The 21,539-nt window shown below is 56.1% G+C and carries 24 protein-coding genes; 6 read left to right on the top strand and 18 right to left on the bottom strand.

Annotated features, from left to right (window positions below):
* Nucleotides 1-58: 58 nt before the first annotated feature.
* The 15 genes from ACWWD9_RS13400 to ACWWD9_RS13330 form a co-directional block, all read right to left on the bottom strand.
* A complete protein-coding gene (locus tag ACWWD9_RS13400) occupies nucleotides 59-589 on the bottom strand; it encodes a glutaredoxin family protein (RefSeq protein WP_013441019.1) in 531 nt (176 codons plus the stop codon).
* Between the two features lie 13 nt (nucleotides 590-602).
* On the bottom strand, nucleotides 603-2,660 hold the full coding sequence (locus tag ACWWD9_RS13395) for a M3 family metallopeptidase (protein ID WP_455867276.1): 2,058 nt from the start codon (nucleotides 2,658-2,660) through the stop codon (nucleotides 603-605).
* Between the two features lie 65 nt (nucleotides 2,661-2,725).
* Nucleotides 2,726-3,082, bottom strand: coding sequence for a DUF4870 domain-containing protein (locus ACWWD9_RS13390; protein WP_013441021.1), 357 nt, complete (start codon nucleotides 3,080-3,082; stop codon nucleotides 2,726-2,728).
* A gap of 13 nt (nucleotides 3,083-3,095) precedes the next feature.
* Entirely contained in the window at nucleotides 3,096-4,850 is a 1,755-nt protein-coding gene (gene ptsP, locus ACWWD9_RS13385; protein ID WP_013441022.1) for a phosphoenolpyruvate--protein phosphotransferase, read from the bottom strand.
* A gap of 7 nt (nucleotides 4,851-4,857) precedes the next feature.
* Nucleotides 4,858-5,127 (bottom strand): HPr family phosphocarrier protein, encoded by a 270-nt coding sequence (locus tag ACWWD9_RS13380; protein ID WP_013441023.1) that lies wholly within the window; start codon nucleotides 5,125-5,127, stop codon nucleotides 4,858-4,860.
* Nucleotides 5,120-5,527, bottom strand: a complete 408-nt coding sequence (locus tag ACWWD9_RS13375; protein WP_013441024.1) for a PTS sugar transporter subunit IIA — start codon at nucleotides 5,525-5,527, stop codon at nucleotides 5,120-5,122. The genes ACWWD9_RS13380 and ACWWD9_RS13375 overlap by 8 nt, the downstream gene beginning before the upstream one ends.
* 50 nt (nucleotides 5,528-5,577) lie before the next feature.
* Nucleotides 5,578-6,414, bottom strand: a complete 837-nt coding sequence (gene rapZ, locus ACWWD9_RS13370; protein ID WP_041362502.1) for an RNase adapter RapZ — start codon at nucleotides 6,412-6,414, stop codon at nucleotides 5,578-5,580.
* 17 nt (nucleotides 6,415-6,431) lie between these two features.
* On the bottom strand, nucleotides 6,432-7,397 hold the full coding sequence (gene hprK, locus ACWWD9_RS13365; RefSeq protein WP_013441026.1) for an HPr(Ser) kinase/phosphatase: 966 nt from the start codon (nucleotides 7,395-7,397) through the stop codon (nucleotides 6,432-6,434).
* An 82-nt stretch (nucleotides 7,398-7,479) separates the two neighbouring features.
* The gene (hpf, locus tag ACWWD9_RS13360) at nucleotides 7,480-7,809 is read right to left on the bottom strand and encodes a ribosome hibernation-promoting factor, HPF/YfiA family (protein WP_013441027.1); all 330 of its coding nucleotides are present in this window, start codon (nucleotides 7,807-7,809) and stop codon (nucleotides 7,480-7,482) included.
* A gap of 27 nt (nucleotides 7,810-7,836) precedes the next feature.
* A complete protein-coding gene (locus ACWWD9_RS13355; RefSeq protein WP_013441028.1) occupies nucleotides 7,837-9,291 on the bottom strand; it encodes an RNA polymerase factor sigma-54 in 1,455 nt (484 codons plus the stop codon).
* A 24-nt stretch (nucleotides 9,292-9,315) separates the two neighbouring features.
* On the bottom strand, nucleotides 9,316-10,038 hold the full coding sequence (lptB, locus tag ACWWD9_RS13350; RefSeq protein ID WP_013441029.1) for an LPS export ABC transporter ATP-binding protein: 723 nt from the start codon (nucleotides 10,036-10,038) through the stop codon (nucleotides 9,316-9,318).
* A gap of 56 nt (nucleotides 10,039-10,094) precedes the next feature.
* Nucleotides 10,095-10,652, bottom strand: coding sequence for a lipopolysaccharide transport periplasmic protein LptA (lptA, locus tag ACWWD9_RS13345; protein ID WP_013441030.1), 558 nt, complete (start codon nucleotides 10,650-10,652; stop codon nucleotides 10,095-10,097).
* Nucleotides 10,633-11,388, bottom strand: a complete 756-nt coding sequence (gene lptC / locus ACWWD9_RS13340) for an LPS export ABC transporter periplasmic protein LptC (RefSeq protein WP_455867275.1) — start codon at nucleotides 11,386-11,388, stop codon at nucleotides 10,633-10,635. Before lptC ends, lptA begins: the two co-directional genes overlap by 20 nt.
* Nucleotides 11,389-11,397: 9 nt before the next feature.
* Nucleotides 11,398-11,922: a KdsC family phosphatase gene (locus ACWWD9_RS13335; protein ID WP_013441032.1), complete on the bottom strand. Its 525-nt coding sequence runs from the start codon at nucleotides 11,920-11,922 to the stop codon at nucleotides 11,398-11,400.
* A 1-nt stretch (nucleotide 11,923) separates the two neighbouring features.
* Nucleotides 11,924-12,922 carry a KpsF/GutQ family sugar-phosphate isomerase gene (locus ACWWD9_RS13330; protein ID WP_455867274.1) on the bottom strand — a complete coding sequence of 333 codons (999 nt, stop codon included), beginning with the start codon at nucleotides 12,920-12,922 and terminating at the stop codon, nucleotides 11,924-11,926.
* 264 nt (nucleotides 12,923-13,186) lie between these two features.
* On the opposite strand from ACWWD9_RS13330, the gene ACWWD9_RS13325 reads away from it, so the two are divergent.
* Both ACWWD9_RS13325 and thiO read left to right on the top strand, forming a co-directional pair.
* Entirely contained in the window at nucleotides 13,187-15,154 is a 1,968-nt protein-coding gene (locus ACWWD9_RS13325) for a cation:proton antiporter (protein WP_041369883.1), read from the top strand.
* 39 nt (nucleotides 15,155-15,193) lie between these two features.
* The gene (gene thiO / locus ACWWD9_RS13320) at nucleotides 15,194-16,288 is read left to right on the top strand and encodes a glycine oxidase ThiO (RefSeq protein ID WP_455867273.1); all 1,095 of its coding nucleotides are present in this window, start codon (nucleotides 15,194-15,196) and stop codon (nucleotides 16,286-16,288) included.
* 30 nt (nucleotides 16,289-16,318) lie between these two features.
* Here the strand turns inward: thiO and ACWWD9_RS13315 are convergent, their stop codons facing one another.
* Nucleotides 16,319-16,810 (bottom strand): OmpH family outer membrane protein, encoded by a 492-nt coding sequence (locus tag ACWWD9_RS13315; RefSeq protein WP_013441036.1) that lies wholly within the window; start codon nucleotides 16,808-16,810, stop codon nucleotides 16,319-16,321.
* Between the two features lie 89 nt (nucleotides 16,811-16,899).
* On the bottom strand, nucleotides 16,900-17,385 hold the full coding sequence (gene moaC / locus ACWWD9_RS13310; RefSeq protein WP_455867272.1) for a cyclic pyranopterin monophosphate synthase MoaC: 486 nt from the start codon (nucleotides 17,383-17,385) through the stop codon (nucleotides 16,900-16,902).
* Between the two features lie 57 nt (nucleotides 17,386-17,442).
* Between moaC and ACWWD9_RS13305 the strand changes: the two genes are divergently transcribed.
* Genes ACWWD9_RS13305 through soxZ form a run of 3 tightly spaced genes read left to right on the top strand, consistent with a single transcriptional unit; the run spans nucleotide 17,443 to nucleotide 19,665 of the window.
* Nucleotides 17,443-18,879 (top strand): beta-barrel assembly-enhancing protease, encoded by a 1,437-nt coding sequence (locus tag ACWWD9_RS13305; protein ID WP_455867271.1) that lies wholly within the window; start codon nucleotides 17,443-17,445, stop codon nucleotides 18,877-18,879.
* Between the two features lie 16 nt (nucleotides 18,880-18,895).
* On the top strand, nucleotides 18,896-19,339 hold the full coding sequence (locus ACWWD9_RS13300; protein ID WP_455867270.1) for a thiosulfate oxidation carrier protein SoxY: 444 nt from the start codon (nucleotides 18,896-18,898) through the stop codon (nucleotides 19,337-19,339).
* 8 nt (nucleotides 19,340-19,347) lie between these two features.
* Nucleotides 19,348-19,665 (top strand): thiosulfate oxidation carrier complex protein SoxZ, encoded by a 318-nt coding sequence (soxZ, locus tag ACWWD9_RS13295; protein WP_015829212.1) that lies wholly within the window; start codon nucleotides 19,348-19,350, stop codon nucleotides 19,663-19,665.
* Between the two features lie 27 nt (nucleotides 19,666-19,692).
* On the opposite strand, the gene ACWWD9_RS13290 is transcribed toward soxZ, so the two are convergent.
* A complete protein-coding gene (locus ACWWD9_RS13290) occupies nucleotides 19,693-20,442 on the bottom strand; it encodes a hypothetical protein (protein ID WP_013441041.1) in 750 nt (249 codons plus the stop codon).
* A 384-nt stretch (nucleotides 20,443-20,826) separates the two neighbouring features.
* Here ACWWD9_RS13290 and ahpC point away from each other — a divergent pair, with 384 nt between their 5' ends.
* Complete coding sequence (gene ahpC / locus ACWWD9_RS13285; RefSeq protein WP_013441042.1) at nucleotides 20,827-21,393, top strand: alkyl hydroperoxide reductase subunit C; 567 nt, start codon at nucleotides 20,827-20,829, stop codon at nucleotides 21,391-21,393.
* The last annotated feature ends 146 nt before the right edge of the window (nucleotides 21,394-21,539 follow it).

Below are 21,539 nucleotides of genomic sequence, written 5' to 3'. Positions count from 1 at the left end.
GGATGCGTGGACGCATCTCTTGGTGGGTGCCGTTGACCGTGGTCGTGGCGTGGTTAAGTTAAGGGGATTTGGCTTCGGCAGCCGGTTGCTTGTCGGCGACCTTGGCCGCCTTGGACGGTTTCTTGAAGTCTGCCATGGGGTTGCTGCGCGGATAGCCGGCCTGATCCAGCGCGCTGTTCCAGGCGGACTCTTCAAACCCCAGATGCGGGTTCTTGCCTACCATCAGGAAGGGCACTTGCAAGCGACCAGTCAGCTTTTGCAATTCCAGCTTGTCCTCGTCCTTATTCTTCAGGGTATAGGGCGCGCCGCGCTTGTCCAGCAGGGCCTTGGCCTGATCACATGGATTTCCGCATTCCTTGAAGACATACAGGGTGAGGGGATTTTTTTCGACAGCTACCTTGATTTCATAAGGCTCTTTGTCGGTTTCCACCACATTCAGGCTTTGCTTCAGTTTTTCTACCGAGCGGTTTTTCGCGGGGGGCGTATCGCCATAATTCACGCTTTCGGCATCGGTCCATTTGTATACATCCGCCAGACAGCTGGTGGCGCTGCATAGGGCGATCAGGAGCAATGCACGAAAGCGCATCATGGTGGTGTTCCCTTTAGGTCGTCATGCCATTGTGGCGCAATAGCGCATCAATATCCGGTGCACGGCCACGGAATGCGATAAAGGATTCCAGTGCCGGGCGTGAGCCGCCCTGGGCCAGAATCTCATTCCAGAAACGGCGGCCCGTTTCTTCGGATAATACCCCGTTTTCTTCAAACAGGCTGTAGGCGTCGGCAGACAGCACTTCCGCCCACTTGTAGCTGTAATAGCCAGCGCCATAGCCGCCCGCGAAGATATGCGAGAAGTTATTCGGGAAGCGATTCCATTTTGGTGGGCGCACCACAGCCACTTCGTCGCGGACTTCCTCGATCAGGTCCAGCGAGGTCTTGCTGCCATTCGGGTCAAAGTCGCCATGCAGGCGCATGTCGAACAGAGAAAACTCGATCTGGCGCACGGTCTGCATGCCCGCCTGGAAATTTTTGGCGGCGATCATCTTGTCGAACAGCTCGCGCGGCAATTGCGCGCCGGTTTCCACATGCTTGGTCATGTGACGCAACACATCCCACTCCCAGCAGAAGTTTTCCATGAACTGGCTGGGCAGTTCCACCGCATCCCACTCCACGCCCTTGATGCCGGAAACGCCGTAATCATCTACCTGCGTCAGCATGTGGTGCAGGCCATGGCCGAACTCGTGGAACATGGTGATGACTTCGTCATGCGTGAACAGCGCCGGTTTGTCGCCTACCGGTGCCGAGAAATTGCAGGTGAGGAAAGCCACGGGCGTTTCTACACCATGCGATTTTTTGCGACGGGTAATCGCTTCGTCCATCCAGGCGCCGCCACGCTTGTTGTTGCGGGCGTAGAGATCAAGGTAGAACTGGCCGACCAGTTTGCCCTGGTGGTCGGTGATTTCGTAAAACTCGGCATTGTCATGCCATACCGGCGCCTTTGACTTGCGCACATGCACACCAAAAATGGTCTCCGTGACCTTGAACAGGCCATGCAGCACTTGCTCTTCCGGGAAGTACTGTTTCACTTCCTGATCGGAGAAGGCATATTTTTCTTCGCGCAGTTTTTCCGACGCATACGCAATATCCCATGCCTGCAGATCGGTGAGGCCGAGTTTGCTGGCGGCGTATTCGCGCAGCTCCTGCATGTCGCGCTCGGCAAATGGTTTGGCGCGCTTGGCCAGGGTCTGCAGAAACTCTTCGACCTGTGCCGGGCTTTCGGCCATCTTGGTGGCCAGCGATTCTTCAGCGTAATTGCGATAGCCCAGCATCACAGCAGCCTCGTGCCGCAGCTTGAGTATGCTGGAGATCAGTGCAGTGTTGTCCCACTCTGGCTTGCCAAACTCCGATGCGCGCGTGGCATAGGCGCGATACAGCTGTTCACGCAAGGCGCGGTCGTCGGCATATTGCAGCACAGGCATGTAGGAAGGGAAATGCAGGGTAAATTTCCAGCCACTTTTGCCGTCTTCACGCGCCGCATCCTGAGCGGCCTGCAAGGCATCTTGCGGAATGCCGCGCAGGGTATCGGCCTGGTCGATATACAGGCTGAAGTCGTTGGTGGTATCGAGCAGGTTTTCCTCGAACTTGGCAGACAGCGTGGATAGCTCTTCCTGTATGGCCTTGAAACGGGCTTTTTGCGCCTCTGGCAATTCGGCGCCGCCCAGGCGGAAGTCGCGCAGCTCATTGTCGACAATCTTGCGTTGTGCCGGGCTTAAGTTTGTGTAGCCTGCACTCTCGCGCAAGGCGCGGAAGCGCGCATACAAGCGCTCATCCTGTGAGAGATCCGCATAAAACGCGGTCAGCTTGGGCAGATTGTCGTTGTAGGCCTCGCGCAGTTCCGGGCTGTTGACCACGGCATTCATGTGCGATACCTGGGACCATGCACGTGAAATCTGCTCTTCCATGTCTTCCATCGGCCGCACGAAATTTTCCCAGGTGGGCGTTTCAGTGGCGCTCGCCAGTTGCTCCAGTATGGCGCGACCCTGATCCAGCAAGCGGTCTATGGCCGGAGTGACATGGGCAGCTTTGACCTCATCAAAGCGGGGCAGGCCGGAAAAATCCAGCAGCGGGTTATCTTGCAAAGCCTTGTCGTTCACGTGAGCCATCCTTCTGGGTAATGCGGGTTAATCAAAAATTCCGGTATTAAAATTCAAGTATCAAAATTCAAGTTTCAGTTAATCAGGCGGAGCGTAAATGGGTAACGGTAAGTCTCTCCGCGGCTGGCCGCCACGGCAGCCAGAAAGCTGAACACAATATTCAGCAGCCAGACGATGCCCATGAGCAAAAACCCTACCAGGATGAAAATCAGCGCCGAGCTGATGGCCTGGGCAATCAGCACCGTGATCTGAAAATTCAATGCTTCACGCGATTGCTGGCTGATGTAGGGACTATCGTTGCGCTTCAGCAGCCAGACGATCAGGCTGGGAAAGACGGAAAACAGAATACCGCCCAGGTGTGTCAGCACCATGATATTCAAATCGTCTGACGGGATCTCTTGGGGTTCACGCTCGTGTTCTAGGTCTGTCATATGGTTATCTCCTTTACTGGAGATTCAGTTTTTGCAGCAAAGGTTCAACCCGATCAATATCCTGGGTGCCCAGAATCTTGCGCGCTACCGGGGTAATCAAGGGTAAATCGCTCTGCAGGATTTGGCGTTTGACGGTCAGGATCTGCGATGGATGCATGGAGAATTGACGCAAGCCAAAGCCCAGCAGCAACCGGGCAAGCTTGGCTTCGCCCGCCATTTCGCCGCAGACGGATACCGGCTTGCCCAGCTTGTTGCCCGCGCGTATGGTCATCTCCACCAGTTGCAGCACGGCAGGATGCAAGGGGTTATAGAGATGCGAAACGGTATCGTCCGTGCGGTCAATCGCCAGCGAATACTGGATCAAGTCGTTGGTGCCGATGGACAGGAAATCCAGCTCGCGGGCAAAGGCCTCGGCGCACAAGGCCGCTGCCGGGATCTCAATCATGCCGCCGACCTGGATGTCTTTGTCGTAATGCGCTTTTTCCGCATCCAGACTTTGCTTGGCGCGCTCAATCAGCGCGAGCGTTTGCCGCAGCTCGGTAATCGAGGACAGCATGGGGATCAGAATCTTGATCTTGCCGTAATGCGAGGCGCGCAGGATGGCGCGCAGCTGCGTCAGGAAGATCGCCGGTTCTGACAGGCACAAACGAATGGCGCGCAGTCCCAGCGCCGGGTTGGTGCATGTGCGGGCGGTATCCGGATTCATTTCCTTGTCCGCGCCCAGGTCCAGCGTACGGATGGTGACCGGCAGGTCCTTCATGGCCTCGGCCACACTGCGATAGGCAGAAAACTGTTCTTCTTCGCCCGGCATCTCGCGCCGGTTCATGAACAGAAACTCGGTACGGTAGAGGCCGATGCCGGTCGCTCCCGCTGCCCTGGCATGGCTGACGTCTTCCGGCACTTCAATGTTGGCATGCAGTTCAATGCTGGTGCCATCCAGCGTCACCGCCTTGGTGAGCTTGAGGCGTTTCAGCTTTTGCTGCTCGATTTCCCATTGTTCCTGCCGCAGCTTGTATTCGGCCAGGGTGTCCTTGTCCGGATTGACAATGACCACGCCCTGGTTGCCATCGACGATGATCAGCTCGCCATCGCGTACTAGCGTGCGTGCCCGTTGCAAGGCAACGATGGAGGGAATATTGAGGCTGCGCGCCAGAATCGCCGTATGCGACGTAGCACCGCCGACATCGGTGATGAAGGCAGCAAACTGGTGCTGCTTGAACTGAATGGCATCGGCCGGGGAAAGATCATGCGCCACCAGAATGATGGCGCTCTCCTGCGAGCGTAGCGGCACCTGACTTGGGTGCCCGAGCAGCACCTTGATAATCCGCTCGACGACCTGAATCACATCCTGTTTGCGCTCGCGCAGGTATTCGTCTTCAAATTTCTCGAACTGGGCAACCAGGTCTTCCATCTGCTGCTTCAGCGCCCATTCGGCATTGCAGCCTTCCGCCTTAATCATCTGCTTGGGCGTTTCAGACAGCGCGTGATCCTGCAGGATCATCAGATGCGTGCTGATAAAGGCGCTAAGCTCAGGCGGTGCTTTTTCCGGCAGCAGGCGGCGCACGGTTTCCAGGTCGTGCTTAACGGTTTTTACTGCTTTGTCAAAACGGGTGATCTCGTCGGCAATCAGGGCCTTGGGCACCTGAAAATGCACCACTTCAAGCAAGGCATGTGAGACGAGATGGGCATGGCCGATGGCAATGCCGCTGGACACGCCAACGCCGTGGATGGAAAAACTGACTTTGGAAGCGGGGCTGGGGGCGGCCACGATGAATTTATTCCGGTTCGCCAAACTTGCCCGAGATCAGGGTCACCAGCGCCTGCATGGCGGCCTCTTCATCGGCACCATTGGTTTCCAACACGATCTTGCTGCCTTTGCTGGCGGCCAGCATCATCACACCCATGATGCTCTTGGCATTGACTCTTCTACCGTTGCGCTCGATCCAGATTTCACTGCCAAACTGGCTGGCGGTTTGCGTCAGCTTGGTAGATGCGCGTGCGTGCAGGCCGAGCTTGTTGATGATTTCTATTTCTTGTTTAGTCATGATGCTTGCATGCTTCCTCAGTAAAATGGATAACGCCTTCGCTACCCCCGCTCAATGCTTTTTGTACCAATAGCTGAATATCCCCGTTGCGGTACGTCAGTGTGCGCACCAGCATGGGCAGGTTCACCCCGGCGACACCTTCCACCCGTCCCGGCTTCAGCAATTTGCCCACCATATTACATGGGGTTGCGCCGTAAATGTCCGAGAGGATGAGCACGCCATTGCCTTCATCCAGTTCATCCACCAGTTGCTGCGCCTGTGGCAGCATGGCGGCCGGATCATCGTGGGTGCCTATGCCCAGTTGCTTGAGCAGTGGCGGGCGTGTGCCCATCACATGGCTGGCGCAATGTATCAGGCTCTCACCCAATGTGCCGTGCGCAATAATCAGTATACCTATCATGAAAGCGTCCTGTTGCCGGGGCCCGGCATCGTGAATTTAAACAAGCCTGTCTACTCTAGCTCGCGGTGCCTGATCAGCACTTTTTGTTGTTTGTCCTTGAAATACTGGCTCAGCTGCTCGACGAAAAACACCGAGCGATGCTGACCGCCAGTGCAGCCGATAGCGACGGTCAGGTAGCTGCGATGATCGCCATCAAAGCAGGGCAGCCAGCGCTCTACATAGCCGCGTATATCCTGCAGCATCTCAAGCGCCATGGGCTGTTGCCGCAAAAAGTCCTGTACCGGGGCATCCTTGCCTGTGAGCGGGCGCAATACCGGGTCGTAATGGGGGTTGGGCAGGCAGCGCACGTCAAACACAAAGTCGGCATCCAGCGGTATGCCATGCTTGAAGCCGAAGGAGACAAACAACAGCGTCATGCCGGTGCTTTGCTGCACGACAAAATCGCGCACCCAGTTGCGCAGGGTGTTGGCGCTGAGGTTGCTGGTGTCGATGCGATGATCCAGATTTACTAGCCGGTTCAGTAGCTGCCGTTCGTATTCTATGCTTTCGGCCAGCGTGGTTTTTTCATCGCTGAGCGGGTGACGGCGCCGCGTTTCGCTGAAGCGCTTGACCAGGGTTTCGGCGTTGGACTCCAGGTAAAGCACCTGCACCGAGATGCCTTTGTCGCGCAGTGCCTGGATGTTTTCCGGCAAGGTTTCCAGCGCTGCGCTGCGGGTGTCTATGCTGATCGCCACGCGTTGCTGGGTGGCAGGTGCCAGATGTTCGGATATCTGCGGCAGCAGGGTGGCGGGCAGATTGTCTATGCAATAAAAACCGGCGTCTTCCAGGGCGCGCAGCACAATGCTTTTGCCCGAGCCGGAAAGGCCAGTGACGATGATGAGCCGCATGTTGCTGGTGGCCACGCTTAGCTCTCCACTTGCTGCTGGCGCTTCATGGCTTTGCTCATCTCGCGATGCTGGCGCTGCATGAACTGCTTGGTGCCGTTAATGCCGCGCAGTAACAGCATGTGGTTGCGCACGGCGACTTCGACCAGCACCGCAATATTGCGGCCGGCGGCCACGGGAATCATGACTTTGGGGATTTTCACGCCCAGTATTTTTTCGTGATGCGATTTGATCTTGAGCCTGTCCAGCAGTTGCGGCGCCAGGGTATCGGCCATCTCAAGCTGAATGATGAGGTCGAGCGGTTTGGTAGGCTTGACGGCGTTGTCACCAAACAGGGCACGGATGTTGAGGATGCCGAGGCCACGCACTTCAAGGAAGTCCTGCAGGATAGGGGGGCAGCGCCCTTCAAGCCGGTCCGGCGCAATGCGGTAGAAATCGACAATATCATCCGCCACCAGACGATGTCCGCGCGAAATCAGTTCCAGCGCGAGCTCGCTTTTACCAATGGCCGGGTTGCCCTTGATCAGGATGCCAAAGCCTTGTACTTCAATGAAAACACCATGGGAGCTCTCTGATTCGGCGACGGCTTGCGCCAGATAATGGCTCAAGACATCCATCAGTCCCGGGCTGCGCATGGGGGAAGTGAACAAGGGGGTTTGAAAATCATCCGAGGCTGCATTCAGCTCGGCGGGTGGTTTTTCACCATTGGCGACAACAACGGCGGCCAGGTCGGTGGAAAACAGATTGTGGATGGCTTTCTTGAGCTCTGGCTTGGGCAGGCTGCGCAAGTAATCCATCTCGGCACAGCCCAACACCTGCACGCGGTTGGGGTGTACAAAATTCAGGTGCCCGATCAGTGCCAGAGAGGGCTTGGTCACCGTTTCACTGGTGAGCAGGTTTTCGCCGCCATTCAGCCCGGAAACCCAGGTGAGCTTGAGATTGCGGCGCATATCCCGGTAAAGCTGTGCAACACTGATGGTAGCCATATGATTACCTTATGTTCGGCAGGGACAAGGCAACTGGCGGTATGTAAGACAACACGCCTTTGCCTTGTCCCCGGTTAGACCTTTATTCCGCAGCCGCCTGGTGCTTGAGGGCACCGTTGGCCTTGTGATGGTCGCTTACTTTTTCCTTGTGCTTCAGAACCTGGCGATCCAGCTTGTCAGCCAGCGCGTCAATCGCGCCGTACATGTTTTCACCGCTGCTTTCGGCATGGATATCGTGACCCGGCACATGAATGGTGGCTTCCACTTTCTGCGCCAGCTTCTCTACGCTCATGGTGACTTTGACGTCAATCACATGGTCGAAGTGGTTACTCACGCGCTCAAGCTTGCTCTGCACATATTCGCGCAGGGCTGGGGTAACGTCGAGATGGTGTCCGGTGAGATGCAGGTTCATGATTTACTCCTTCAGGTAAAACGCAGATCAAAGCGATCTGCGCTGGTTGGCCGCGGGTATCTGCAAAGACTCGCGGTATTTGGCAATGGTGCGACGAGCAACCACGATGCCCTGTTTACCCAGGATATCCGTGATCTGGTTATCCGACAGCGGCTTTTTCGGGTTCTCTTCGCTGACCATTTGTTTGATCAGGGCGCGTATGGCAGTGGCGGAACAAGCGCCCCCGGATTCGGTAGCCACATGGCTGCCAAAGAAATATTTAAGCTCGTAAACTCCGCGTGGGGTGAGCATGTACTTGCGCGTGGTGACGCGTGAAACCGTGGATTCGTGCAGGCCCAGCTCATCGGCAATCTCGCGCAGCACCAGGGGGCGCATGGCGACCTCGCCGTGCTCAAAGAAATTGCGCTGGCGATCCACAATCGCCTGAGAAACGCGCAGGATGGTGGAGAAACGCTGCTGGATGTTCTTGATCATCCACTTGGCTTCCTGCATCTGGCTCATCAGGTATTGGCTCGAGCTTTCGCGGTTGCGCTTGAGGATGCCGGCATACAGCTGGTTGATGCGCAGCTTGGGCACGACTTCGTCGTTCAGATGGGCCAGCCAGACACCTTTGATTTTCTTGACCACGATTTCATGCTGAATGTAATGATCAGACGTGATTTTGCTGAATTCACCACCTGGGCGGGGATTGAGTTGCAGCACCAGCTGTTGCACTTCGCGCAATACGTCATCGTCGCAGGCCAGCAATTTTTTCAGTTTTGCGTAATCGCGGGCTGCCAGCAGGGGCAAGTGCGTTTCGGCAACCTTGATGGCGAGATCCACATAAGGCGTATCTGGTGGCAAGGCGCGCAATTGCAAGGACAGGCACTCGGCCAGGTTGCGCGCACCTATGCCGGGTGGGTCCAGATTCTGGATATGCTTGAGCGCCGTCTGCAACTCCAGCATGTCGATTTCGAGTTCCGGCGGCAGCATCTCGGCCAGCTCTTCCAGCGACTGCTCCAGATAACCGTCGTCGGTAATGGTATCGACCAGCAGCATGGACAAGGTCTGGTCGCGCTCGGACAGTGGCAACAGCTTGAGCTGACCTAGCAGATGATCGCGCAGGCTGAGGCTGACCGCTTCCTGGTAGCTGAAATCATTGTCATCGTCATTGCCGGAGCTGCTGTCTTCCCAGCGGTTACTGCCGCTGCTGCTGCCGAATTCAAAATAGTCATCGCCACCAAATTCATCCTGGCGGGGAGCTTCCTCCGGTGTAGCGGCCACGCTGGGCTCAGGGGCTACTGGCGCCGCAATGAAGTTGTCGGGGATTTCCAGCGGTTCTTCGATCTTGTCGGCGCGTTCCAGCAATGGATTCGCCTGCAGCAGGGTTTCCAGCTCCTGATTGAGCTCCTGCGTGGATAGCTGCAACAAACGGATGGACTGCTGCAGTTGCGGAGTCAGCGCCAGGTGTTGCGAAAATTTGAGTTGTAAGCTTTGCTTCATACGTGGGGGCCGCCAAATGTGTGCTTAGAGGCGGAAGTCCTTACCAAGATACACTTCTCTTACGCTATCGTTGTGAATAATTTCGCTGGGCTTGCCTGCCGCGAAGACGCGTCCTTCATTGACGATATAGGCGCGGTCGCAAATACCTAATGTTTCCCGCACGTTGTGGTCGGTGATCAGCACGCCAATATTGCGTTCGGTCAAAAAGCGGATGATCTTCTGAATGTCCAGCACGGCGATGGGGTCGATGCCGGCAAATGGCTCATCCAGCAGAATGAAGCTGGGGTTGGTGGCCAGGCAGCGGGCGATTTCAACGCGGCGGCGTTCACCGCCGGACAGGCTGACCGCCATGCTGTTGCGGATATGCGTGATATGCAGTTCCTGCAGCAGCGATTCCAGCTGGTTCTCCATTTGTTCTGGCGCCAGTTTCTGCAACTCCAGAATCGCCATGATGTTTTCGGCCACCGTCATCTTGCGGAAAATCGAGGGCTCCTGCGGCAGATAAGCCAAACCCAGGCGCGCACGACGGTGTATGGGCAGACGGCTCAGATCCTTGCCATCCAGCAGAATGCGCCCATCATCCAGGGCCACCAGACCTACCATCATGTAAAAGCTGGTGGTCTTGCCTGCGCCGTTAGGGCCCAGCAAGCCCACCACTTCGCCGCTATTGAGTTGCAGCGAAATATCCTGCACCACCGTGCGGGATTTATATTTCTTGCGCAGACCTTCTACGATTAATTGGCTCATGTTTACTCAGGTATATCGTGTTGCACGCCAGACTGACGGATTGTCAGCATGGCAGGTTAATTGGCCGTCGCGCCATCGGTGCCAGCCGGTTTTTTCTTGGGCTGAATAACGGCACGTACACGCCCGGTCGGCGTGGCAGGCGTTGCTGCCTGGCTGCCACCGCCAATCACCTCGGCATATTCGGCATTGGCGTCATACATGATGTAGTCACCATGCACGATGTCGTCGCCTTTTTTAACCCAGGCCTTGGTGTAGAGCTGTACCTTGTCCATACGTCCATCGTACTCGATACGTTGACCGCTGCCTTCCATATATTCGTTTTTACCTTCCATTTTTTGCTTGAAGGTGGAAGGCGTCTGCGGATTGCCGTAGGTGGTGCTGTGCTGAAAGCCTTCTTTGTCTTCGCGTACCACCAGTTTGTCGCCACGGATGATCAGCGTTCCCTGGGTGAGGATTACATTGCCGGTGTAGATGCTGGTCTTTTTGGCATCATTCACGGTGACGGCATCTGCTTCCAGATTGATGGGCTTGTCCTTGTCCGCCTTTTCGGCGTGTGCAGGCAGGCAGGCCATCATCAAAAGTAGCGGCAAAAAGCTACGGGGCAGGGTTGTCATATTTTCTCCGAATCCGGGCTTGGTTATTGGTACTGGTACTTCGTTTCGCCTGTGCTGCCTGTTTTTTAGCGGGGCTGGCGCTGGGCTTGGCATTTTTCTGTGGTGCCGCCTTGCTGGCTTTCGCTGGCGTGCTGGCCGGGGCTTTGCCAGCGGCTTTTTTTGTCACGCTGGGCGAAAGGTAATGCGCCCGCACGCGGCCACGCAGGTTGACGGTCTGGTTTTTCTTGTTGAATACCATACCGTTGGCATGAATCACCGTTTCCGGTGCCTGAGTGATCACCACAGGTTTGTCTGTCACGGCCACTTCCTGCTTGGGGAACATCTTGAGGTACTGGGTACGTACCATCATTTCCCCTTTATCCTTGGATGCCTGCCGAATGACGATCACATTATCCATGAATTCCACGGTCTCGCCATCGCTGGAGACGTTGCCGCGCTGGCCTTCAATCTGCGTGTAAGGCTTGTTGACGGCATACTGCGTAAACCGGGGCCGTTCAAGTTCGGTGGTGTCATCATCCGGGTAATGCTTCATCTTTACCGCTGCCAGCACATAGGCCAGCGCACCGTTCACATTGGTCCGTGTCGTGACAAAGTTGTCCAGAATGTAATCCGGGTCATGGCGCAAATTGGCATCCGGCCGCCGCTCGGGTGGCTGGACACTGCGATCTATCCAGAACGTGAGCAGCGCCAGCAGGGCGAGCAGCACGAGCGGAAACACGACGGTTGGACGTCCCAATATCAATCCTTACTTCAGGAACCGGGCCATCTGTGCGTCAAAGGTGCCTTGTGCTTTCATCAGCAGTTCGCACACTTCGCGCACGGCACCGTGGCCCGCGGGGCGGCTGGTGATGTAATGCGCATACTCTTTCACCAGCGGCATGGCATGCGGCACGGTAATGCCGAGGCCACCATAACGAATCGGGGGGATATCAATGACATCATCGCCCATGAAGGCGCATTCTTCGCGGCTGAATCCAAATTGCGCGCGGACTTCATCAAAGGAGGCCAGCTTGTCGTCCACCCCCTGATGAAAATGCAGAATGCCGACATTGGCGGCGCGCTTGACCACGACCTGGGATGTGCGGCCAGTAACGATCGCCATATGCACGCCGGTGGCTTTCAGCAATTTCATGCCCAGGCCATCATGCGAATGGAAAAATTTGTATTCCTGACCGTCGTCGCCCAGTCCAAGGCCGCCGTCGGTCATGACGCCGTCGACATCGAATACCACGAGTTTGATGCGCTTGGCGCGTTCTTCTACGGACAACAATTCAAACCACCTTTGCAATAAGAAGATCGTGCATATTCAATGCCCCGATCAGGGTTCCCTGCTGATCGGTGACCAACAGGCTGGTAATTTTTTTCTGCTCCATGATGGCAACCGCATCGACTGCCAGTTGCTCAGGGCGGATTTGCTGCGGCGATGTGTGCATCACATCGCGCATGTAGGTGCTGTTTATGTCCACGGCATTCTCGAACGCCCGGCGCAAATCGCCATCGGTAAATACCCCAACGGCATGCTGCTCTGCATCAACAATCGCTGTCATGCCAAGGCCTTTGCGTGACATTTCCAGCAAGCCTTCTTTCAGGCTGGCTTCAACTCCCACGCTGGGGATGGCATCGCCTGTGCGCATCACGTCGCGCACATGCAGCAACAATTTGCGGCCCAGCGTACCCCCGGGGTGCGACAAGGCGAATTCCTCGGCAGAAAATCCGCGCTGGTCCATGACGGCAATCGCCAGTGCATCGCCCAGTGCCAGCGAGGCGGTGGTGCTGGCGGTAGGCGCCAGCGCCAGCGGGCATGCTTCTTCGGTAACGTGGGCATCCAGGCTCACATCTGCCGCTTTCGCCAGCGTTGATTGCGGATGGCCGGTGATGCTGATCAGCCGCGCGCCCATGCGCTTCAATGTGGGCAGTATCACGCGTAACTCATCTGCCTCGCCGGAGTTGGACAGGGCAATGACCACATCCTTGCCGGTAATCATGCCCAGGTCGCCATGGCTCGCCTCAGCGGGATGGACGAAAAAAGCAGGTGTACCTGTACTGGCAAACGTGGCGGCGATTTTGTTTCCGATATGACCGGATTTGCCCATGCCGGTCACCACAATGCGACCCTGGCATTGTAAAATGAGTTCGACGGCACGCGTGAAGCTGTCATCCAGCCTGCGGGCTAGTGCTTCCACCTCGCGTGCTTCAATTAACAGGACTTCCCTTGCCAGATCAATCGGCGTTTTGCTTGCACCGATTTTTCGTATTTTTGATGGTTCCATACCCGGCAAGTATAAAAGGGAATGTCCGACGAATAAAGGATTTATACGTAATCCGTGCCGACTTTTGATAAAGTCGGCATAAATTTTGCCTGTAGGTTTTTTCAAGGGGAGGCGTGCATGAAAAGGGTTGTGTCTGAGGATCAAGCCAGCTGCCGGAAGATATCGATTGACCGTCTATGCATGACGGTCGGCCTTGTCTGCTTTCTCTTGTCTTCCACTCCAGACAGACCTCTTTAAATGTTGAGTTCCTTCAAAGCTATTTTAATGCACGATACCTTACCCGCTATTCTGATCCTGCTTACCAGCTCGGTGCTGGCTGTTGCCCTGTTTCGTGCTTTGCGCCTGCCGGCCATGTTGGCTTACTTCCTGGTTGGGCTGGCCCTGGGGCCGCATACCTTCGGTATTTTGCCGGATACGGAAGCCAATCGTGAGCTGGCCGAGTTCGGTATTGTATTTCTGATGTTCAGTATCGGGCTGGAGTTCAGCTTGGCCCAGTTGTATGCCATGCGCAAAACCGTGCTCGGCCTCGGCGGCATGCAGGTGCTGCTGACCATGCTCGCTGTCATGATGGCCTGCATTGCCTTTGGCCTCAGCTGGGAAACCGCATTTGTCATCGCCGGTGCCCTGTCCATGTCATCGACCGCGATTGTGTCGAAAATGCTGGTGGAAGGCCTGGAGCTGAATTCGCGCCATGGCCGCCTCTCCATCGGCGTGCTCTTGTTCCAGGATATTGCCGTGGTGCCCATGCTGGTGCTGATTCCAGCGCTGGCCTCGCATGGCGGTGATCTCGGTCAGGTATTGCTGATATCCCTGCTAAAAGCCGCGGTTATGCTGATCATCCTGTTTGTGTTTGGCAAGTCGCTGATCAACCCCTGGTTTGGTCTGGTGGCACGCCAGCGCTCGCGTGAGCTGTTTGTGATGAATGTACTCATGGTGACGCTGATGTTGGCCTTTGCCACCAAGCTCGCCGGGCTTTCCTATGCGCTGGGCGCCTTTATCGCCGGCATGCTGATTTCTGAAACCCGTTATCGCTATCAGGTGGAGTCGGATATTGCGGCGTTCCGCGACATTCTGCTCGGCCTGTTTTTCATTACGGTAGGCATGCTGCTGGATGTGCATGAACTGGCGGCCAACCTGGGGCTGGTGTTGCTGGTCACGGCCGGATTCATCCTGTTCAAGGGCGTGCTGGTGGCGGTGCTGAGCCGGGCATTCGGTCACGAGCCGGGTGTCGCGATTCGTACCGGCATTACGCTGGCGCAAGCGGGCGAATTCAGTTTTGTTTTGCTGTCCCTGGGCCTGGGGCATGGCTTGATTGGTGGGCAGGCCTTGCAGGTGGTACTGGCTGCTTCGCTGATCTCCATGGTAGTGGCGCCCTTTATCATTCAGCACAACGAGCGGCTGGGCGAGTTGCTGTCGCGCAGCTATGTTCGCAATCGCGAAAAGCAGATTCAGGATATCGAAAGCATAGGCAAGGAACTGGTCGACCACGTGATCATTTGCGGTTTCGGGCGCAGCGGGCAGTATCTGGCGCGCTTTCTCAGTGAGGAAAATATTCCGTTCATTGCGCTGGATATTGACCCTTCACGGGTGCGCGAAGCGGCCGCGGCGGGTGAAAACGTGATCTATGGCGATGCAGGCCGACGCGTGGTGCTGGCAGCGGCGGGCGCGGCGCAGGCCAAGGCGCTGATTATCAGTTATGACGATGCGCCATCTGCCATGAAGATTCTGCATGTGGTGGAGGACAATTACCCCAAGCTGCCGGTTATTGTACGCACGGTGGACGATGCCAATATGGAAGGCTTCCGCAAGGCGGGCGCGGCAGAAGTGGTGCCCGAAGTGCTGGAAGGCAGCCTGATGCTGGCTTCGCATGCCCTGGTCTTGCTCGGCGTGCCGCTGAATCGGGTGGTGAAGCGTATCCGATTGTTCCGCGAAGAGCGTTACAAGATGTTCCGCGGCTTTTTCCATGGTATGTCCGATCTGGACGAAGAAGCGCAGGAAACGCCACGCCTGAACTCGGTACTGATTACATCGTCCGCCTATGCGCTTAACATGCGCCTGGGTGATATCAATTTCTCCGGGCTCAATGTGGAGGTGAAGTTTATCCGTCGCCTCAACCTGAAGCCATGGGCTCCCACCTCGGAGTCCGTCTTTATCGAAGGCGATGTGGTCGTCCTGCTGGGCACGCCCAAAGATCTTGTCCTGGCGGAAAAAGCCTTGCTGCAAGGCCGCTAAAGTCCGACACTTTGTGATTTACATCCAATTTCAAATCTTATGAGCCGTAACATTATCGTAGCTGGGGGCGGCATACTCGGCTGTATGACCGCCATGTCCCTGATTCAACATGGCCATCAGGTCACCCTGGTGGAGCGCGGCCAGATTGGCGGACATGCGCAGGGCGAGGCTTCCTGGGCCGCGGCGGGTATTCTTTTTCCGTTGCTGCCGTGGGCTTATGTCGAGCCGGTGAACCGGCTGGCGGTGGCGAGCATGCGCGCTTATGGCGAGCTGTGCCAGCGCCTGTTGGAAGATACCGGTATAGACCCCGAGTATCAGCAGGATGGCATGCTGCTGTTGCCGGATTACAAGCGCGAGCAGGCCTTGGCATGGGCAAGTCAGTATGGATTTGCCGAGCATGCGGAGGCACCTGCCCATAGTTTTGCAGCGGATCGTCAAAATGCGATGTGGCTGCCGGAAGTGGCGCATGTGCGGCCGCCCGTCTTGCTGGCGGCCTTGCGGCAATGGCTGCTGCAACAGGGTGCCACTATCTTTGATAACACGGAGCTGTTGCCGTTGGCTACCAATGAAGGGACGGATCACCTGACACGCTGGCCGACACGGGCAGGCCGCGAACTCGAAGCGGATGCGTTTGTGCTGACGGCGGGTGCCTGGAGTGGTTTGTTACTGGGCGATCAGCAGCCACTGCCCATCAAGCCCATGCGCGGCCAGATGCTGCTGTATGCGCAACCTCATCAGCAAAAGCTCACGCATATTGTTTTCCGTGAAGGGTTTTATATGGTGCCGCGGCGGGATGGCCTGATTCTGGCGGGCAGTTGCCTGGAAGATGTCGGGTTTGATCATGCGGTGACCGATGACATGGGCAGCCAGCTGGCTGCCAAAGCCGCAGCCCTGTTACCCGAGCTGGCCGATGCACCTGTGCTGGCACATTGGAGCGGTTTCCGTCCGGGGTCTCCGGATAATGTGCCCACCATTGCAGCGCACCCGCAGTATAAAAACCTCTATATCAATAGCGGTCATTTCCGGTACGGGCTGACGATGGCACCTGCGAGCGCCGAACTGCTGTCGGACCTGGTGCAAGGAAGTGCTTCTGAAAGTGACCTAACTGCTTACGCCTACCGCGCTGCCGAATAGGCGCGCGGGCAGGCGAGGTCAGGCTCGCGCTTATTTGAGCTGCTTGATGATCTTGTCGGTAATGTCGACGCGTTTGCCGACATAAGCGGAGGTGTTGTAAAACACAATGTCGTAGCCTTCACTCTGCGCAACGGAGGTTACGGCTTTATTGATGCGATCCTGCAGACTGGCCAGCTCGTCTTTCTTGCGCTGCTCGAACTCTTCCTGCAAGGCACGCTGACGGCGCTCCAGGTCGACACGCTGATTATTCAGATCGCGACGTTTGGTTCTCGCCACGCTCTCCGTCATGGTCAGCGAATCCTTGCTGAAAGCGGTTTCGCGGTCTTCCAGTTGCTTGTAGGCTTGCTGCAACTCAGCATTGCGCGGCTTGAATTCAGCCTGCAGCTTTTGACCCGTGGCCAGAAATTGTGGGGACTGCATGACAGTTTGCAGATGGACGTAGCCGATCTTGATTTCGGCGCTGGCATGCATGGAGGCCAATGCCAGGGTGGCGGCGAGGGCAATGTGCTTTAATGTTTTCAAACGATCTCCTTGTGACGTGGCTCTTGAGCTGGCAATAGGATACCCCTTCATGCCGTCACCTCCAAATGGGCGCTTGGCCACGCTCTGATTTATGCCGGGGTTGCGGCCTGCCAGTGCCCGGATTTTCCACCCTGCTTTTCCAGCAGTTGCACATTGTCTATGATCATGCCGCGATCGACCGCCTTGCACATATCGTAAATCGTCAGCAAGGCGACCGTGGTCGCGGTCAGCGCTTCCATTTCCACCCCGGTACGGCCGACGGTTTCGGCAGTGACCGTGCAATGGATGACAGGCTGGCTACTTTCAATCTCGAACTCCACCCCGACCTTGGTCAAGGCAATCGGATGGCAAAGCGGGATGAGGTCAGCGCAACGCTTGCTGCCTTGAATCGCCGCAATCCGTGCAATGCCCAGCACATCGCCTTTTTTGCTATTGCCCTCCTGAATCAGCGCCAGCGTGGCAGGCAGCATGCGGATGCTGCCTCGTGCCACAGCAATGCGCCTGGTCTCGGCTTTGTCGCCGACATCGACCATATGGGCCTGTCCGCTGGTGTCAAAATGGGTAAATTGCGTCATGGTGAAGCCTGCTCCGAAACGGTGAACTTGCTTGAGAATGCCGTTATCATAGCAACAATGAAGCTTGTTTATACCTCTGTCGTCGCCGTCATGGCGCTGTTTTTTGTGCCCGTATCTCCTGCGGATGGCTTGCCCGATCTGGGCGATGTTTCCGCTACCGTGCTCTCCCCGCTGGATGAAAAGAAAATTGCCGATCAGATCATGCGCAGCGTGATGGCCAGCGATGATGTGGAGCGCGACCCTGAAATACAGGATTATGTGCAGCAACTCGGTATGCGCCTCGTCGCCGCCAGTTCGGACAAGCTCTTGCCCTTCCAGTTTTTTGTGGTGAAAGATAACTCCATCAATGCCTTTGCCATGCCCGGCGGTGTGGTCGGCGTGCATACCGGTCTCATCGTTGCTGCTGAAAACGAATCCGAGGTGGCCGGTGTGCTGGGCCACGAAATCGGCCATGTGGTGCAGCGCCATCTGGCGCGCATGATGGCGCAGCAGAAGCGTGACTCCATCATCAGCATGGCGACCATTGGGCTTGCGCTGCTGGCGGCGCGCGCCAATCCCCAGCTTGCCAGCGGTGCCATGATGTCGGCCAGTGCCGGCTCCTTGCAGAAGCAGCTGGACTACACACGCGAACACGAGCGTGAAGCCGATCGCGTGGGTTTGCAGATCATGGCTGATGCGGGATTTGATACGCGCGGCATGCCGGCATTTTTTGAGATTCTGCAGCGGGGCACGCGGTTTATTGATGGCAGTGCACCTTCCTTCCTGCGTACCCACCCGCTGACGACGGAGCGTATTGCCGATGTGCGCTCCCGCGTGGAGCAAGGGGCTTATCGGCAGGTGCAGGATAGTGCGGAATTTCAATATGTGCGGGCCAAGCTGCTCGCCAACCTGGGGCCTGCGCGGCAAGCCATGGAGCTGTTCAGGAATAACCTTGCCCAGCGCACTTATACCAACGAAGCCGCCCAGCATTACGGGCTGGCCATTGCCAGTTTGCGGGCCAATGACTTGGCGACGGCAGCGAGCGAGCTAGTCTGGCTCAAGCAGAATGCCAGTCCGCACGCCATGTTTGCCAGCCTGGCAGCCAATATCGAAGTGGCGAAACAAAATACGGCCGCAGCCACACGCCTGTTTCAGCAAGGCTTGGAACATTATCCTCGATCCCGTGCCCTGATTTTTGGCTATGCCGAGCACTTGCTGCGGCTGGGGCAGACGGATGCAGCGCTTAATCTGGTGGCGCAAAACATCGACCTCTATCCGGATGATCCCTATTTTTATGAGTTGCGCTCAAAGGCGTATACCATGCAGGGCAAACGTTTATTGCGGCATCAGGCACAAGGCGAAGCCTATGTCCGGAGCTATAACCTGCCGCGGGCTATTGAGCAGATGGAGCTGGCAGCCAAGGCGGGCGATGGCGACTTTTACCAGCAATCAATTGTAGAAGCGCGCCTCAAGCAATTGCGCCTGCTGCTGAACGACCCCAAGGACAGGGGCTAGAGATAAAAGGACAGCCATGAAAAGACGCGGATTTATGATGATGACCGGTGCAGCATTGCTCAGTGGTTTGCTACTGCCACTGCGGGCGCTGGCGGCGGTATGGAACAAAGCGGCTTTCGAAGCGACGACCCTGGCTGGCGCCACCCAGGGCCTGCAGGTCGACAAGGAAACGCCCAGCGCCGACATCACGGTCAATGCGCCAGACCGCGCGGAAAACGGCGCTGTCGTGCAGGTGGAAGTTATCAGCCGTATTCCCGGTACGGAAGCGATTGCCATTGTGGTGGAGCATAACCCTACACCTTTGATTGCCAATTTCATGTTTGCCAAAGGGGCGGATCCGTATCTGGTCACCCGCATCAAAATGGCGGAAACCGCTGAAGTGAAGGCGATTGTGAAAGTGGGATCGCGCTATTTCACCGCGGGCAAGCAGGTTGAAGTGCTGGAAAACGGCTGCGGCTAGGAGGCAACATGGCAGATAACATCAAAATGCGGGCGCAACTCAAGGGTGACGTGACCGAGCTGAAGGTGCTAATGACGCATCCGATGGAAACAGGGCGACGTAAAAACGATCTGGATGAGGTGGTGCCTGCGCATTTTATTCAGCTGGTGACGATCAGTCTGAATGGCAACGTGGTGACGGAAGCGCAATGGGGGACGGGTATTTCCAAGAATCCCTATTTGACCTTGCACTTGCGCGGTGCCAAGGTCGGCGACATGGTTGCCGTGGTCTGGCATGACAACAGGGGCCAGAGCGCCCGCCATGAAATTGCTGTCACGGCGGGCTAGCGGCTGGATGGATTTAGATCAACTGATTTAGAGATCAGCTTCCCAGGCATTGCCGTAGACTTTGCCATTCCGCGACAAAATCCACATCTGATACATGCTGGTAAACCACATGAAGGTCGAGGCAATGCTGTAACCCAGACCGCCGATGATGGTGAGCCAGGCGAAGCCAGGATTCAGCTTGGTCAGCCACCATGACAGCACATCCAGAATCAGGAAGGCGAATGGGAAGGCGATGGCCAGAATCTTCAGCTTGCGCGGCACATTGACCGCAAAGCTGAAAATCAGCGACATGAAGAAGAAGATGAACGCGATACCAAACAGGTGAATGTGCGAAACGCGCGTCAGGCTCTCGATGCTGGCGCCTTCATTCACCTTGGCCACTTTTTTGACTTCATCAAAATGGGTGAAATTAGGGATGCCAGGCACGTTGCTGTGGCACATGACACAGTGCTGGGCAAACACTTGCTTGAAGTGGGGTTCCCACTCTGACTCTGGTGCACCTTCGCGCGCCCACTTGATGATGTCCAGGCGTACTTCAGGCGGTGCCTTGTCTTTCATGGCGCCATTCAGCATGCCTTCGAGGCGGCTGCCGCTGCGATCGCCATAATAGCTGTAGACGATGTCGTCTTTTGACAAGCCGATTTTGCCGTCAGCCATGCCGTGCGTCAGCATGATCTGCAAACCTGCCATACAGAGGCCGACACCGATGACCAGCAAATAGCCGGAAAACAGAACCTTGACAGGGGTAGGGAGGTTGGGAAGGTTGAACCAGTCCATTGGTGATGTTGACTTCATTTGATTCTCATAAAGCAAGTTGAAAAAGCGGGATGACGGCTGCGTATTAACGTGGCGTTACATTGCTCGGCAAAGAGCTGTATCAGGCACAGCAGTTTCAACGAAAGAATACCTCAAACTTTGGCCCCTGCTACAAAATAAACAGCATTTTTATCCGGTGACAGGTTTTTTTGCATCGGTATCTTTCGGAAATGATGGAACAAATCGCGGTAGACAGGGTTTAATCAACATGCCGCTGCAAGTGCGGCATTATTACCACATCGATATGCAAAATATATCAAAAGTATTTAAACAATCAATTTTCATTATTATAAGACTTTCTCTATACTGAGCTTCGTTTCCAAACCAACCCAAAAGGAGATTTACATGAGCACCTTGATCAACACTGAAGTTAAGCCATTCAAAGCCCAGGCATTTCATAACGGCAAGTTTATTGAAGTGACCGATGCAGCTCTGAAGGGCAAATGGTCCGTGCTGATTTTCATGCCAGCCGCTTTCACCTTCAATTGCCCAACAGAAATTGAAGATGCTGCTGACAATTACGCTGAATTCCAGAAGGCGGGCGCCGAGGTGTATATCGTGACTACCGATACGCACTTCTCGCACAAGGTATGGCATGAAACATCGCCAGCCGTGGGCAAGGCACAGTTCCCGCTGGTAGGTGACCCGACTCACCAACTGACACGCGCTTTTGAAGTGCACATTGAAGAAGAAGGTCTGGCACTGCGCGGCACCTTCATCATCAACCCAGAAGGCGTGATCAAGACGGCTGAAATCCACGACAACGCCATTGCGCGTGATGTGAAGGAAACCGTACGCAAGCTGAAGGCAGCGCAATACGTGGCCAACAACCCAGGCCAGGTTTGCCCGGCCAAGTGGAAAGAAGGCGAAAAGACCCTGACGCCTTCTCTTGATCTGGTAGGCAAGATCTAAGGCGGGAATAGCGCCTTTAAACGTCCCTGCTGCGGCAGGGCGTTGAGCACAGGGCATGGAAGGCCAAACGCCAACCGTGTCCTGCCCTCGACGCGATCCCTGGAATAAACGTAACCAAGCCAGCGCCAAAAGCGCAAGGCAGGGGT

It is taken from the genome of Methylovorus sp. SPW-M1 (genome assembly GCF_053848825.1).
The sequence above is the reverse complement of the archived record's forward strand: the minus strand, read 5'-3'. Positions and strand labels throughout refer to the sequence as shown.

What these genes read in the sequence shown, in the direction of transcription:
- ACWWD9_RS13325 (WP_041369883.1), top strand. Translation starts at nt 13,187, where the DNA reads ATGCACGATACCTTACCCGCTATTCTGATCCTGCTTACCAGCTCGGTG.
- ACWWD9_RS13395 (WP_455867276.1), bottom strand. Translation starts at nt 2,660, where the DNA reads ATGGCTCACGTGAACGACAAGGCTTTGCAAGATAACCCGCTGCTGGAT.
- ACWWD9_RS13290 (WP_013441041.1), bottom strand. Translation starts at nt 20,442, where the DNA reads ATGGACTGGTTCAACCTTCCCAACCTCCCTACCCCTGTCAAGGTTCTG.
- ACWWD9_RS13375 (WP_013441024.1), bottom strand. Translation starts at nt 5,527, where the DNA reads ATGATAGGTATACTGATTATTGCGCACGGCACATTGGGTGAGAGCCTG.
- ACWWD9_RS13390 (WP_013441021.1), bottom strand. Translation starts at nt 3,082, where the DNA reads ATGACAGACCTAGAACACGAGCGTGAACCCCAAGAGATCCCGTCAGAC.
- ACWWD9_RS13300 (WP_455867270.1), top strand. Translation starts at nt 18,896, where the DNA reads ATGAAAAGACGCGGATTTATGATGATGACCGGTGCAGCATTGCTCAGT.
- ACWWD9_RS13305 (WP_455867271.1), top strand. Translation starts at nt 17,443, where the DNA reads ATGAAGCTTGTTTATACCTCTGTCGTCGCCGTCATGGCGCTGTTTTTT.
- thiO (WP_455867273.1), top strand. Translation starts at nt 15,194, where the DNA reads ATGAGCCGTAACATTATCGTAGCTGGGGGCGGCATACTCGGCTGTATG.
- moaC (WP_455867272.1), bottom strand. Translation starts at nt 17,385, where the DNA reads ATGACGCAATTTACCCATTTTGACACCAGCGGACAGGCCCATATGGTC.
- rapZ (WP_041362502.1), bottom strand. Translation starts at nt 6,414, where the DNA reads ATGCGGCTCATCATCGTCACTGGCCTTTCCGGCTCGGGCAAAAGCATT.
- ACWWD9_RS13355 (WP_013441028.1), bottom strand. Translation starts at nt 9,291, where the DNA reads ATGAAGCAAAGCTTACAACTCAAATTTTCGCAACACCTGGCGCTGACT.
- ahpC (WP_013441042.1), top strand. Translation starts at nt 20,827, where the DNA reads ATGAGCACCTTGATCAACACTGAAGTTAAGCCATTCAAAGCCCAGGCA.
- lptA (WP_013441030.1), bottom strand. Translation starts at nt 10,652, where the DNA reads ATGACAACCCTGCCCCGTAGCTTTTTGCCGCTACTTTTGATGATGGCC.
- ACWWD9_RS13380 (WP_013441023.1), bottom strand. Translation starts at nt 5,127, where the DNA reads ATGACTAAACAAGAAATAGAAATCATCAACAAGCTCGGCCTGCACGCA.
- hprK (WP_013441026.1), bottom strand. Translation starts at nt 7,397, where the DNA reads ATGGCTACCATCAGTGTTGCACAGCTTTACCGGGATATGCGCCGCAAT.
- hpf (WP_013441027.1), bottom strand. Translation starts at nt 7,809, where the DNA reads ATGAACCTGCATCTCACCGGACACCATCTCGACGTTACCCCAGCCCTG.
- lptB (WP_013441029.1), bottom strand. Translation starts at nt 10,038, where the DNA reads ATGAGCCAATTAATCGTAGAAGGTCTGCGCAAGAAATATAAATCCCGC.
- ACWWD9_RS13330 (WP_455867274.1), bottom strand. Translation starts at nt 12,922, where the DNA reads ATGGAACCATCAAAAATACGAAAAATCGGTGCAAGCAAAACGCCGATT.
- ACWWD9_RS13400 (WP_013441019.1), bottom strand. Translation starts at nt 589, where the DNA reads ATGATGCGCTTTCGTGCATTGCTCCTGATCGCCCTATGCAGCGCCACC.
- soxZ (WP_015829212.1), top strand. Translation starts at nt 19,348, where the DNA reads ATGGCAGATAACATCAAAATGCGGGCGCAACTCAAGGGTGACGTGACC.